The 13,261-nt window shown below is 61.5% G+C and carries 14 protein-coding genes; 9 read left to right on the forward strand and 5 right to left on the reverse strand.

Going from position 1 to position 13,261, the window contains the following annotated elements:
• Positions 1-11 precede the first annotated feature (11 nt).
• From ASG68_RS20490 to ASG68_RS20515, 6 genes are all read left to right on the forward strand, one after another.
• Positions 12-656, forward strand: coding sequence for a Kazal-type serine protease inhibitor family protein (locus tag ASG68_RS20490; protein ID WP_062580477.1), 645 nt, complete (start codon positions 12-14; stop codon positions 654-656).
• Between the two features lie 80 nt (positions 657-736).
• Positions 737-1,540, forward strand: coding sequence for an endonuclease/exonuclease/phosphatase family protein (locus ASG68_RS20495; protein WP_062602565.1), 804 nt, complete (start codon positions 737-739; stop codon positions 1,538-1,540).
• Positions 1,541-1,653: 113 nt separating this feature from the next.
• Positions 1,654-2,061, forward strand: coding sequence for a VOC family protein (locus ASG68_RS20500; protein ID WP_062580481.1), 408 nt, complete (start codon positions 1,654-1,656; stop codon positions 2,059-2,061).
• Positions 2,062-2,328: 267 nt separating this feature from the next.
• The gene (locus ASG68_RS20505; protein ID WP_062580482.1) at positions 2,329-3,609 is read left to right on the forward strand and encodes an extensin family protein; all 1,281 of its coding nucleotides are present in this window, start codon (positions 2,329-2,331) and stop codon (positions 3,607-3,609) included.
• A gap of 275 nt (positions 3,610-3,884) precedes the next feature.
• A complete protein-coding gene (locus ASG68_RS20510; RefSeq protein WP_062580483.1) occupies positions 3,885-4,811 on the forward strand; it encodes an ABC transporter ATP-binding protein in 927 nt (308 codons plus the stop codon).
• On the forward strand, positions 4,808-5,569 hold the full coding sequence (locus ASG68_RS20515) for an ABC transporter permease (RefSeq protein WP_062580484.1): 762 nt from the start codon (positions 4,808-4,810) through the stop codon (positions 5,567-5,569). Before ASG68_RS20510 ends, ASG68_RS20515 begins: the two co-directional genes overlap by 4 nt.
• A gap of 43 nt (positions 5,570-5,612) precedes the next feature.
• Here ASG68_RS20515 and ASG68_RS20520 read toward each other — a convergent pair whose 3' ends face one another.
• The 5 genes from ASG68_RS20520 to ASG68_RS20540 all read right to left on the reverse strand — a co-directional run bounded on the left by ASG68_RS20520 (position 5,613) and on the right by ASG68_RS20540 (position 10,099).
• A complete protein-coding gene (locus tag ASG68_RS20520; RefSeq protein ID WP_062610066.1) occupies positions 5,613-7,592 on the reverse strand; it encodes a calcium-binding protein in 1,980 nt (659 codons plus the stop codon).
• A gap of 339 nt (positions 7,593-7,931) precedes the next feature.
• Positions 7,932-8,339, reverse strand: coding sequence for a hypothetical protein (locus ASG68_RS20525; protein WP_062580489.1), 408 nt, complete (start codon positions 8,337-8,339; stop codon positions 7,932-7,934).
• Positions 8,339-9,040, reverse strand: coding sequence for a TIGR02281 family clan AA aspartic protease (locus ASG68_RS20530; protein ID WP_062580490.1), 702 nt, complete (start codon positions 9,038-9,040; stop codon positions 8,339-8,341). The genes ASG68_RS20525 and ASG68_RS20530 overlap by 1 nt, the downstream gene beginning before the upstream one ends.
• Complete coding sequence (locus ASG68_RS20535) at positions 9,037-9,261, reverse strand: DUF1289 domain-containing protein (RefSeq protein ID WP_062580493.1); 225 nt, start codon at positions 9,259-9,261, stop codon at positions 9,037-9,039. The genes ASG68_RS20530 and ASG68_RS20535 overlap by 4 nt, the downstream gene beginning before the upstream one ends.
• 49 nt (positions 9,262-9,310) lie before the next feature.
• Positions 9,311-10,099 (reverse strand): adenosylcobinamide-GDP ribazoletransferase, encoded by a 789-nt coding sequence (locus tag ASG68_RS20540; RefSeq protein ID WP_062580496.1) that lies wholly within the window; start codon positions 10,097-10,099, stop codon positions 9,311-9,313.
• Between the two features lie 175 nt (positions 10,100-10,274).
• On the opposite strand from ASG68_RS20540, the gene cobT reads away from it, so the two are divergent.
• The 3 genes from cobT (at position 10,275) to ASG68_RS20555 (ending at position 13,138) form a co-directional block, all read left to right on the forward strand.
• Positions 10,275-11,291, forward strand: a complete 1,017-nt coding sequence (cobT, locus tag ASG68_RS20545) for a nicotinate-nucleotide--dimethylbenzimidazole phosphoribosyltransferase (RefSeq protein ID WP_062580498.1) — start codon at positions 10,275-10,277, stop codon at positions 11,289-11,291.
• Positions 11,292-11,526: 235 nt separating this feature from the next.
• Positions 11,527-11,943, forward strand: coding sequence for a diacylglycerol kinase (locus tag ASG68_RS20550; RefSeq protein WP_082478185.1), 417 nt, complete (start codon positions 11,527-11,529; stop codon positions 11,941-11,943).
• A gap of 160 nt (positions 11,944-12,103) precedes the next feature.
• Complete coding sequence (locus ASG68_RS20555; RefSeq protein ID WP_062580920.1) at positions 12,104-13,138, forward strand: iron ABC transporter substrate-binding protein; 1,035 nt, start codon at positions 12,104-12,106, stop codon at positions 13,136-13,138.
• The last annotated feature ends 123 nt before the right edge of the window (positions 13,139-13,261 follow it).

The following is a 13,261-nucleotide window of genomic DNA, read 5'->3' on the forward strand; positions in this document are numbered from 1 at the left end:
AGGACAATTGCATGGTGTCGTTTCAACGCGCCCTGATCCGGATCGGGGCATTCGTTGCGCTGTCGCTCGCGGGGCTTACGGCCTGCACGGTGGTCGATGAAGGCGGCGGCGGCCCGCGGCCGCGTCCCGAGCCGTCTTTCCCGCAGATGTGCACGATGGAATATGACCCAGTCTGTGCCAGCGACGGCGGCCGCCGCCGGACATTCTCCAATGCCTGCCAGGCGCGGGCGGATGGCTACCGTATCGTCGGACGCGGCGAGTGCCGGCCGGAGCGTCCCGATTACGGCGATGACCGGCCGCAGGTCTGCACGCGGGAATACGACCCGGTCTGCGCACGGCAGGGGCGTCGCGAGCAGACATTCTCGAATGCCTGCATGGCGGAGGCCCAGGGCTTCCGGGTGATCTCCAACCGCGAATGCCGCCGTGCGGATACGCGGCCGGTCGATGACAGCGACATGCGCCCGCCGCAGGGCCGGCCGGACCGCGATCCGGACGTGCGGCCGGGCCGTGACCCGGACAACCGTCCGCAGCGGGCCTGCACGCGGGAATTCGCGCCGGTCTGCGCCCGTCAGGGCCGCCAGCGGCAGACGTTCCCGAATGCCTGCACGGCTGAGGCTGAAGGCTTCCGCGTGATCGACAACAATCCCTGCCAGTAAGGCCGAGCTTTCGACAGGACAGGGCCGCTTTCCAGCGCGGGAGGCGGCCCGTTTTTATGAACCTTCACCGGAGCGGTGTGATGCGCATTCTTTCGCTGAATTGCTGGGGCGGCAGAATTCATGACCCGCTGATCGACTATCTCGCTCATGCCGATGCCGATGTTCTTTGCCTGCAGGAGGTGGTGTGGACGCCGGGAGAAAACACGGGCTGGCTGGTCTATCGCGATGCGGGTGTCGAACTCCCCCAGCGCGCCAACCTTTTCGATGAAATAGCGGCTGTCCTGCCGGATCATCAGGCCTTTTTCGCGCCAACCGCGCGCGGGACGCTGTTCGATGGCGCAAGATCGGTTCTTTCGGAATTCGGGCTGGCGGTCTTCGTGCGCAAGTCGTTGCCGGTCGTGGGGCAGGCTTTGGATTTTGTACATGGTGCGTTTTCGCCGGACGGCTGGGGGCCGCATCCCCGGGCGCGCAATGCGCAGTGTCTTCGCCTGTATGACTATGAGAGGCAATCTGCGATCACCATTGCGCAGATGCATGGCTTGCGGGAGACGGGCGGCAAGGGCGATACGCCGGCACGCGACGCGCAGACGAAGGCGCTGACCGAATTGATCCGGCGGATCTGGCCCGGCGACGAGCGGCTGGTGGTTTGCGGCGATTTCAACGTCCTGCCGGAGAGTGCGATGTTTCCTGCGCTTGCGGAGGTGGGATTGACCGACCTGGTCGTGTCGCGGGGGCACACCGATACGCGGACATCCTACTACGAGAATCCGGGGCGCTATGCCGATTACATGCTGGTGACACCGGATGTGGAGGTCGCTTCGTTCGATGCGGTAGCTGAGCCGGAGGTGTCGGATCACCGGGTTCTGTTGCTCGATTTGCGCTAAGCTTCCTGGTTGCAAATATTTTTCGCCTTGTGTGTCGATCTCGAGAGGACTCGTTCGTCGTGAGGATACGGGCATGCGCCCGCAAGACGATTGTTCCTGAAGGAGAGCCCGTAATGCCTAAGATGATTTTCGTGAATCTGCCCGTCGCCGATCTGGCCGCCGCCACCCGTTTCTACCAGGCGATCGGATGCGAGAAGAACGAGCAGTTCAGCGACCAGAGTTCGGCCAGCATGGTCTGGTCGGAGACGATCACGTTCCAACTGGCGACGTCGGATTATTTCAAGACCTACACACCGAAGGCTGTCGCGGATGCGCACGCGACGACGGAGGTGTTGCTCGCCCTGTCCATCGACAGACGCGAGGAGGTGGACAGGCTTGCCGAGGCGGGCGCTGCTGCCGGTGGCCGGGCTGATATCCGCGAGCGGCAGGAACTGGGCTTCATGTACAATCGCGCTATCGAGGATGCCGATGGTCACATCCTCGAACTGGTCTGGATGGATATGAGCGCCGTGCCGGCGTGATCGCCGCAACACTGTGAAAGAGACCATGAGGACGCGATGGCCGGCCGTGAATGTCCGGTCATCGCAATCCTGCCGGCACCCTCCACATCCGGGTATGGGTTCGAAAGCCTTCGTTTACCATATCTCCATAAAATCCTCTTCAATCACGGCCTTTGCCAACGGGTGCCCGCCTTTCGACAAAGGTGGCCTGCAGGTTGGTGCGGGGGACCGGGCGATTTTTGATGGCGCATTTCGGTGCATCGTCAACGGCAGAGGCGGCACTTGAGTATGGCGTATGTTTCCCTTTTCCGTCGGCCGGCCCTGGCCGCCGTGCTGTCGCTGTCGATCGCTGGCTGTTCGACGGATGATCTCAGTCCCTCCGCCCGTATCGATTCTTCGTCGCGCGTGAGCGCCATTCCCCAGGTTCGCGGCGAGGGGCGGGCGCAGCGCGAAATCGCCTATCCTTCTCAGGATATGCCTGTCGCCGCCGCATCGGAAAATTCAGGCGATGCGTTGCCGGTCAATACGCATATGCAGGCAACAAGCCAGCGTCTGCCGATGATCGACAGCGAGCCGGACAATGGCGGGCAACAGGCGCTGGCCGCGACAGGTACGCAACCGATGACCGTGCCGCCGGAAGGTGTCAATATGGATGCGATGCTGGGCGTTGCGCCCGCATCCGACCCCGTCGTCGGACTGGCCGAGGAACAGAACCGCGAAATCGCTGAGGGGAATGTCAGCCAGCCGGTGGTCGGTGGCATCGGTGAGGACACGGTCCAGCAATTGGGCGGGCCGCAACGTGTCGCAAGTACCGTTGATGCCGATCCCGGTTACGATCCCGACCTTCCACCGCTCAGCCCAGAGAAGATTGCTGCCGAGGAGGCGCGTAAGGCGCAATTCCTCGATCAGCAGCAGCGTGTCATGCTGCAGAAGCGTCAGGTACAGGAAGAGCAGCAGGTCGCCTTCCTGCCGCGCGCCGAAAACCCTGTTTCCGAACCTGACTTTACCGGTCGCATGCCGGCCGACGAGGTTGCCTGCCGTCAGCGGTTGAAGAAGCTCAAGGTCCAGTTCACCGATATTCCACGCATCTCCAACGGCAAGGCATGCGGCATCGATTATCCCATCGAGCTTTCCGGCCTGTCGGGCGGCATCGAGGTGAAGCCTGCGGTCAAGCTGAACTGCGAGGTGACCGAGGCCTTCGCCCAATGGGTGAAGAACGAACTGGCGCCATCCGCCCGCTATCGCTACCTCTCCGGCATCAAGCGGATCAAGCCGCTGGGTGGCTATTCCTGCCGGACGATGAACTCGAAGCGGGGCAATCCGATGTCGGAGCACGCCCATGGCAATGCCATCGACGTCGGCAAGTTCGTGCTGAATTCCGGCAAGGAGATCGACGTGCGCAAGCCCGGCTTCTTCGCCTTCCGGGAAAAGGGCCTCTTGAAGGCGGTGCGCAGCGATAGCTGCAAGTATTTCAACACCGTGCTTGGCCCTGGCAGCGATCCGCAGCACAAGGATCATTTCCACTTCGATCTGAGGAACCGCAAGTCCGGCTATCGCCACTGCGACTGATTAAAAAATGGCCGGCTTGAAGCCGGCCCAATGGAACCTAGCCGAAGGGGGGACTGCGGGGTCGGTTCGTGCAAATCATGCGAGCGTAGAACGCGTTCCACGCGGCGAACATGCGACATGACCGTCACGGTTTGATGACAGCTGCGAAATTGCGGGTGTCCGTTCAGTGTACGAATTGTTTTTTCGCCTCACTCTCATTTTCCAGCTGAAATTTTCAAGGAGACGCCCCATATAAGGCATCTCTTTCCGCACCTTGCCACCCGGATTCCCGTTTCATGGCCCCCATCGTTTCCGTTTCCAATCTCGTCAAGACCTATGCGTCCGGGTTTCAGGCGTTGAAGAATGTCAGCCTCGATATCGAGGAGGGCGAGATTCTCGCGCTGCTCGGGCCGAACGGCGCCGGCAAGACGACGCTGATCTCAATCATCTGCGGCATCGTCAACCCGTCCGGTGGAACGGTGCTGGTCGGCGGCCACGATGTCGTCAGGGATTTCCGGGCGACACGATCGATCATCGGGCTGGTGCCGCAGGAACTGACGACGGACCAGTTCGAGACGGTCTGGAACACGGTATCGTTCTCGCGCGGCCTGCACGGCAAGAAGCCGGATCCGGCCCATATCGAGAAGGTGCTGAAGGACCTGTCGCTCTACGACAAGAAGGACAACATGCTGCGCGAGCTGTCCGGCGGCATGAAGCGGCGCGTGCTGATCGCCAAGGCGCTGTCGCACGAGCCGCGCGTGCTGTTCCTCGACGAGCCGACGGCGGGCGTCGATGTTAATCTGCGCAAGGATATGTGGAAGGTGGTCGAGAAGCTGCGTGAGACCGGTGTGACCATCATCCTGACCACTCATTACATCGAAGAGGCCGAGGAGATCGCCGATCGTGTCGGCGTCATCAATGGCGGCAAGATCCTGCTCATCGAGCAGAAGACCGAACTGATGAAGAAGCTCGGCCGCAAGCAGTTGCGCGTCGATCTGGCCGAGCCGATCGCGGCCATTCCCGACGCCTTGTCCTCGTACAGCCTGACGATCGAGGACGAGGGGCATGCGCTGATCTACGACTACGACACGTCGGGTGAGCGGACTGGCATCACGACGCTGCTGACGGCGCTGGCGGAGGCGGGCATCCGTCTCAAGGACATCTCGACGCGGCAGAGCTCGCTCGAGGATATTTTCGTGGAACTGGTGGGAGCGCAGGCATGAACTTCGAAGCGGTCAAGTCGATCTATTTCTTCGAGATGGCGCGCACCCGGCGCACGCTCCTGCAGAGCGTCGTTTCTCCGGTCATCTCCACCTCGCTCTATTTCATCGTCTTCGGCGCTGCCGTCGGCTCGCGCATCCAAGAGATCGAAGGGGTGTCCTATGGCGCCTTCATCACGCCCGGCCTGATCATGCTGACGCTTCTGACGCAATGCATCGGCAACGGTTCGTTCGGCATCTATTTCCCGAAATTCACCGGCACGATCTACGAAATCCTGTCCTCGCCGGTATCGATGGCAGAAATTGTGCTCGGCTATGTCGGGGCGGCGGCGACCAAGGGGCTGATGATCGGCACGATCATTCTCGGCACGGCGGCGCTGTTCGTCGACCTGTCGATCGCCCATCCCTTCGTCATGCTGCTGTTCTTCGTGCTGACGGCCATCACCTTCAGCCTGTTCGGCTTCATCATCGGCATCTGGGCGAAGGACTTCGAGCAGTTGAACCTCATCCCGATGCTGGTCATCCCGCCGCTCGTCTTCCTCGGTGGCAGCTTCTATTCCATCGACATGCTGCCGCCCTTCTGGCAGGCAGTCAGCCATTTCAACCCGGTGCTTTACCTGATCAGCGGCTTTCGCTGGAGCTTCTTCGAGATCGCCGACGTCAACCCGGTCGTCAGTTTCACGATCATCATCGTCTTCCTGGCGGTGCTGATGACGCTCCTGACGTGGATTTTCCGGACGGGCTATCGGTTGCGGAACTGACAGGCGGGGATGTCAAAGTCCCCGCCTGCGGCGGACCCGTTTTTCAAAGGATGAAATCGCTCGAGGCGAGACTAATGGCGTCGTCGAGACGGATGACGAAATCCGTTCTGCCGTCGCCGTTGCGATCACCGTAGATGTACGTGTCCGAGCTTTCCCTGACATAGCGCAATTCGCCGGCCTCGCCGCTGTAGCCTCCACTGCCGACGAAGGAGAAGGCCTGGTTGCCGCCTCTTGTCACATCCGCGTCCATGCTCCTGAGATTGATGATGTCGTCGTCGGCGCGCGAGAAGTCGAAGATGATGTCGGTCGCGGAGCGGGTGGTTCCCACATCGGATCCGAACTTGAAGACGAAGACGTCTCTTCCCGATCCGCCATAGAGGTTGTCGTAGCCCCCGCCGCCGAGCAGGATGTCATCCCCTGAACCGCCGTCGAGGCGATTGGCGCCGCTGTCGCCGATCAGCCGGTCGTCATGGGAGGAACCCTTCAGGTTTTCGATCGAGACGAAGACATCTCCCTTCGCATCATTGGTGTTGGCGGAGGAATCGGAGAGGTTTGCGGTGACGCCCCTGGCGGCGTTGTCATAGGTGGCGGTATCGCGCCCCGAACTGCCGGACAGGCGATCCGCACCGCTGCCACCGCGCAGGACATCATTCCCCTCCATGCCGGAGAGGCCATCATTGCCGCTGTCGCCAGACAGGAAATTGTTCCGCGTGTCGCCGATCAGGTGATCGTTGCCCGCGAGACCGGACAACATGCCTGTCGGATCGACCCTCATTGTGTCGGCGGCACCCGTGCCACGCCCGTAGGTCTCTGCCGCTATGCCCCGGTCGTCGGCGTCGATCGAGTCCGATGTGTAAGTCACGGCAAATCCGCCGCCGGATAGTGCCGCGACGGAGAGATCCACCTGCTCATCATACTTGTCGGCATCGATGCCAACGGTGAATACGCGGCTGACCGGGGTGCCGTCCGCCGATAGGATGATGGCATAGGCGTCGTCGCCGATCTCCTCGGGATAAAGCGAGTGCTGGTTCCAGACGACGACATAATGTCCCGTTGCCAGCCTCGCCATATCGAGGTCGCCGACGACCGTGCCCCGGTCGAAAACCGACGTGGCTGCTGTCACGCGCGTGCCCGCCTCGTTATAGGCGGAGAAATAGATTGCCATGGCGCCGTCATCATCATCCGCTTCGGTCCAGTTGAGATTGGCGACGACGAAACCGCCGCCGGCGCGGGATGCGACGGCGTATCCGTAGTTTTCGCTGTCGCTCCAGACGCCGCCGGCTCCGCCGAAATGCGGGGTCAGTCCGAAATCGGATCGCAGTGCTGTACCATGCTCATCGAACAGCGTCGCCCGGATCTGGTTTTGTCCGTTGTCCGAGCCGTCGTCGATCGCCGCTTCCGAATTCCAGATGACGATGCTGTTACCGTTCGTGAGGGCAACGGATTTCGTTACCAGTTCGTCGAAATCGTTCGACCGGGTGTTGAGAACCCGATCGGCTCCGCGCGCCGTGCCGTTGGCATTGTAGGCGCGGGAATAAACCTCGTCGAAATTGCCTGTCGATGTGGAGGCTCCGAAGGAGACGACGAAGCCGCCGTCACCGGTCGCAACGACATCCGGTGCGTAGGCCTGCGTGGAGGCGACGGTATCGACGTTGATCACGCCGCTGACGGCATTGCCGTTGGGCGTGAAGACCTGCGCGCGGATATGGGCGTCGTTCGTGAAGATCGGATCATCGAGTGCTTCGATCCAGGTGAAGACGATATTACCGTTCGCGAGCTGGGTCGCCTGCGGGGTGCCGGAATGCCCGCCGTTCACGCCACGGATGACAAGCTCACTGCCTGTGGGATCGCCGTTGGCGTCGTAGAACCGCGCTGCGACATAGGTGGTGACAACATCGGAGTCGTCGTACTCGTTGAAGCAGCTGGACCAGGTGACCAGGAATCCGCCGCTTCGCAAGGCGATGACGTTGGAATCTTCCTGCCAATTGTTCTGATAGCTATTGACCCGAAACTCATTTCCCATGGGAAATCCTCCTCGATTGCAAGCCGGGATGACCCTAAGCGGCTCCTGTGACAGCTTTGAAACACGGAAAGGTTTAGGGTCGGAACAGCCGCCGGCAATGGTGGCGAGGTCAAAAAAAAGGGTTTGGCCCGGAAGCTGGAGGCAGAACAATTGGTCCCCGGCGAGGGGCCGACGGCTGGATTATCTCAATTTTTCCGCCTTCGACTGTCGACGCGGGATAGGCCGGCAGACGGGGACAGTTGCGGAAGGCTTCGCATCACTCCTCCCCGAAGAGATCGGAGATTGGTCGAAATCTGCAAAGTGTTTATGCCCCATGGGCTGACCGGAAATGACCGGTTTTCAAATCCTGTTTGTCGGGCTGTCTTCTGACGGCTTCCGGTAGATGGCCTTGATCGTTTTGGCCGGGCCGTCCCCGCCCTTGACCACCATCATCATGTGTAGGTCGTTTCCTTTCAGGAACAGGCCGATTTCAATCGGGTCGCTGTCCTGGCGTCTGCGACCGACACCGGTGGCGAAGCTGGCGTGGCCGGGATTGTCTGTCTGCAGGATGGCTGACCAGTCGTCGCTTGCCATTACCGTCAGCACGCTCCCGTTCTGGACGAGGCCGATGGTGCAGGATTTGCAATAACCGTCGCTGGAATAGACCTGCTGCCAGCGGCCGGCGAAGTCGAGTTCATCGGCGTGCGCGGGGGCGGCGATCAAAACGGTGATCAGGGCAACGAAACTCGATTTTCCCCACGATCCCATCAATCCCTCAGCCGCAGTTCGTCGGTCTGCATCTGCAGGAAATCGAGCGTCGAAAGGAAGCTCATGCCGAGCAGGCTCTGGTCGAGCATTCCCTGTTGGGTGACCATGGCCTTGACGTCCTTGCGGACGATCGGGCCGATCGATACTTCCGCAAGCGTCACGGGTGCCGCCCGCGCCTCGCCATTGGCGGTAAGGATGGACTGGGTATAGGAAAGGGTCTCGGGAGCAAGGCCCAGTTTCTCGGCATCATCGTAGGACAGCGCGACCCGGCTTGCGCCGGTGTCGACGAGCATCTGTACGCTGACGCCATTCACCGCGACATTGGCTTCGAAATGGCCGTTCAAGACCTTGTGCAGCACGACTTCCTGGATGCCTTCGCTATCCGTGAACACCGCCGCGCGACCGGGGATGAGCCCGCCGGCCAGACGGTTACCGAAGGATTGCAGGTCGGTGCGATAGAGGTATCCGGAGACAAGGACGAGGATGATCAGCACCCAGATCCCCAGCTGGCGCATGCTTTCGCCGAAATGCCGGCGGCTCTGAAGAATGCCCGCGCCGAACATCGCCGCGATCGCGCTCAGCGTGACAAGGTGGCCGAAATCGTCGTTGACGATGCCGAAGGTGCGGCCGCTGTCGTGGTTCAGAATGAGGAAAACAAGGCCGACTGCGAGGATGGTGAAGAGGATGGTCAGCTTGTTCATTCTGTGTCGACCCGCTCGCGTGCCATGCGGGTCCGGCGTGTCTCGCGGCGCGGCTTGCGCTCGACCGTTTCCAGCCGGGCCGGCAAGGTCGCCATGATGCTGCGGCGCTCATCGGACGTGTAGAGTGTCCAGGCACCGATCTCGTCGCGGGTCCGGCCGCAGCCGAAGCAATATCCGGTTTTCATGTCGATCGAACAGACGAGAATACAGGGCGATTCCATGGAGGCGTGGGGTCCGGACTAAGGAGCAGTTTCAACTTATATCGGCGTTTCAGATGGTCAGTGCAAGTGCGGCGAGAACCGCGATTTCCGTCAATTGTTGTGTGGCTCCGATTGTGTCGCCCGTATGACCGCCGATCTTGCCGTCGACGATTTCGCTGAAGGCTGGCACGGTTGCCGCAAAGGCCGCGATCGCGAGGACTGCGGAAAGCAGCGATGCGCCTGACAGGAACAGGAGGAGGGCGGCGGAAACGACACCGATCACAAGGGCCACGGTGACGGCTGACGCATCCGGTTCACCGGCGGAAGCCGCGACGCCATCGCGACGCGCGGGCGGCAGGCGCGACCAGTGCCAGACCATGGCCGTGCGGCTGAGCGCCGCCGTTGCCAGCACGAGAAGCCCGGCGCCGCTCGGTGTCAACAGCGGCAGGACGGCCGCAAGAGCGGAGACACGCAGGCCGAAGGAGAGGATGAGGGCGACGGCACCATAGGAGCCGATCCGGCTGTCCTTCATGATCAGCAGCGCGCTTTCCTTGGTCTTGCCGCCGCCAAGGCCATCGGCCGTGTCGGAGAGACCGTCCTCGTGCAGGGCGCCGGTGATCAGCGCCTGGATTGCCACGGCGACAAAGGCGGTGAACAGCGGCGAGGCGTTGATCGCGGTGAAGATCGACACGATCGCTGCCGCCGGCAGCACGATCAGCAGGCCGGCGATCGGGAAGGCGCGCACCGCCCGGCTGAGCCGTCCGTCGAAATTGACGAAATGGCGCTGCGGCATGTGGATGCGGCTAAGGAACGCTACCGAGCGTGCCACGTCGTCTATGAAGTCGCGGATATCGAACATTGAACGTCCCCCATGGCCGTTTCGCCCCCGCGAATCGGTGATTTCAAGACGATCATGCGACGGCGACACGAACCGGCGCAAATGCCGTTGCCGGAATTGACCGGGCGCTCTATGAGGAAGCACCTTTGCGGTGCCTTCGGCCCGCGTGTGACGAGACGAGACAAGGATCACCATCATGAGTGCCAGCGGCCTGCCGTTCGACGACTTCCGGGAACTGTTGCGCAACCTGCCGGGTCCCGACGGTGCGGCTCTGGCCACGGCGCGTGAGCGTGACGCGCAACTCACCAAGCCACCGGGCGCGCTTGGACGTCTCGAGGAAATTGCCTTCTGGCTGGCGGCCTGGACGGGCAGGGCGCCTGCGGTCAACCGGCCGCTGGTAGCCATTTTCGCCGGCAATCACGGCGTGACGAAGCAGGGTGTGACACCGTTTCCGCCATCGGTGACGGCGCAGATGGTCGAGAATTTTGCCGCCGGTGGCGCCGCCATCAACCAGATCTGCGTCAGCCACGATCTTGGGCTCAAGGTGTTCGATCTGGCGCTGGAATATCCGACCGGCGACATCACCGAAGAGGCGGCGCTCTCCGAGCGCGACTGTGCCGCGACCATGGCTTTTGGCATGGAAGCGGTGGCCGGCGGCACGGATCTGCTCTGCATCGGTGAGATGGGTATCGGCAATACGACCATCGCCGCTGCGATCAACCTCGCGCTTTATGGCGGCACCGCCGAGGATTGGGTCGGGCCGGGCACGGGATCGCAGGGCGAGGTGCTGGCCCGCAAGATCGCGGCCGTCGACAAGGCGGTGGCGCTGCATGCCGATCATCTGGGCGATCCGCTCGAAGTGCTGCGCCGCCTCGGTGGCCGCGAGATCGCCGCCATGGCCGGCGCGATTTTGGCCGCCCGCATGCAGAAGATTCCGGTCATCATCGATGGTTATGTCGCGACGACGGCCGCCGCCATCCTCAAGGCTGCCAATCCGGCCGCGCTCGATCATTGCCTGATCGGCCATGTATCGGCGGAGCCCGGCCACATGAACGCAATCGAGAAGCTCGGCAAGACGCCGCTGCTCGCGCTCGGCATGCGGCTTGGGGAGGGTACTGGCGCAGCGCTGGCCGCTGGTATCGTCAAGGCGGCCGCTGCCTGCCATTCCGGCATGGCAACCTTCGCGCAGGCCGGCGTCAGCAACAAGAGCTGAGGTCTCGTCAGGATTTCCCGTCCTTTCGGTAGGAAATCAGGTGTCCGCTACCGTTAATCGCCGGGTTTGTAGGCGGTTCGGGCCGGCCGGGGCTTGATAGGTCCTGTCTTCTCACCTATTCGGGTGCGGCATTGTTCATCAACTGCCGCATGCATCATCCGTGTTCACGGCGCATTCAGGCTGATGTCAGTATCGCGTGTTTCCTGCGGCACTTTGCTGGAAATACGGAGCAAGCATGTATCTGGACAGGGACTATCGTGACATGGGCAGTGAAAAGCCGGTAAAGAAGCTGACGGGAATCCGGCATTTCTTCGCAGCCGCCATCTATTCTTTTGGAGGCGCCAAGCGTCTTCTCGGCGAGGCGGCGTTTCGTCATGAACTCGGTGCCTTTGCCGTGGCGATGATTGCCTTTGTCATCAGCGGTGCGAACCTGTTCCAGTATGTCGCGATGCTCGTGCTCTTCCTGCTGATGATCGCGTTCGAGGCGCTGAATACGGCGATCGAGGAAATCGTCGATCGGGTTTCCCCGGAAATCTCCGAAATGGGCAAGAACGCCAAGGATCTCGGGTCGCTTGCCTGCCTGTGCCTGATCCTCGCCAATGGCGGCTATGCCATTTACGTCGTGTTCCTGTCTCATATGTTCGCACTCTAGGCGTGAAAGACGGACCGCGATTTTATTCCATCTGTCCGTCTCAAAATAATGTGAGGGGTTGAGAAGCCGGAATCGCGTGATCAAAGTTGACGGGCGAAATCATGATTATATACCGGCTGCATCGGACATTCAGGGTCCGGGCAAACGTTGCGAGGCTGCCATGAAAATTTCCTACCCGCGTTCCGTCGGTGCTATCTCACTGTCGGCGACATTCATCGGTGCGTCGATGCTGGCGCTGGGTGCAAGCGCCGCCTATGCGGACGACGATATCGGCATCGTGGTCTACAATGCACAGCACGAAAGCCTCGGCGTTGCCTGGGCCGAGGCCTTCACCAAGGAAACCGGCATCAAGGTGACGCTGCGCAAGGGCAGCGACATGGAATTCGCCAACCAGATCGTCCAGGAAGGGGCCGCATCCCCGGCCGACGTGTTCCTGACGGAAAATTCACCGGCCATGGCGTTGGTCGATGGTGCCGGTCTGTTCGAACCGGTCGCGGCCGAGACGCTGGCTCAGGTACCGGAAAATTTCCGTCCGTCCAACGGCCACTGGACCGGCGTTGCCGCCCGCTCGACCGTCTTTGCCTATGACAAGACCAAGCTGACCGAGGACAAGCTGCCGAAATCGATGCTTGATCTCGCCGATCCGAGCTGGAAGGGCCGTTGGGCCGCTTCGCCGTCCGGCGCCGATTTCCAGGCGATCGTCAGCGCGCTGCTGGCCCTGAAGGGCGAGGAGGCGACCGCATCCTGGCTGACGGCGATGAAGGAGAACTTTACCGCCTATAAGGGCAACTCGACAGCCATGAAGGCCGTGAATGCCGGTGAGGTCGAAGGCGCGGTGATCTACCACTATTACTATTTCGGCGATCAGGCGAAGACGGGCGAAAACTCGCAGAACGTCGCGCTGCACTACTTCAAGAACGAGGATCCGGGCGCTTTCGTCAGCATTTCCGGCGGTGGCGTGCTTGCCGCCAGCCAGCACAAGGAAAATGCCCAGAAATTCCTCGCCTGGGTAACGGGCAAGGGCGGGCAGGCGGTTTTGCGTGATGGCACCTCGTTCGAATATGCCGTCGGCAACGGCGAAGCGTCCAACGCATCCCTGACGCCGCTGGCGGATCTGCACTATCCGAAGGTCGATCCGGCCACGCTCAACAGCGCAAAAGTCACAGACCTGATGACGGCGGCTGGTCTGCTGTGATAGGCAGCCTCTAAACGATCGTAAACCTGAACCGGATTCTCCGCTTAGGTCGTGATCTCAGGCTATAAAGGACATTCGCAGCCATCTCGAAATGTGGTTGCGAATGTCGTTCCGTTTGAAAGC

This window comes from Rhizobium sp. Leaf453, assembly GCF_001425605.1.
GTDB lineage: Bacteria > Pseudomonadota > Alphaproteobacteria > Rhizobiales > Rhizobiaceae > Pararhizobium.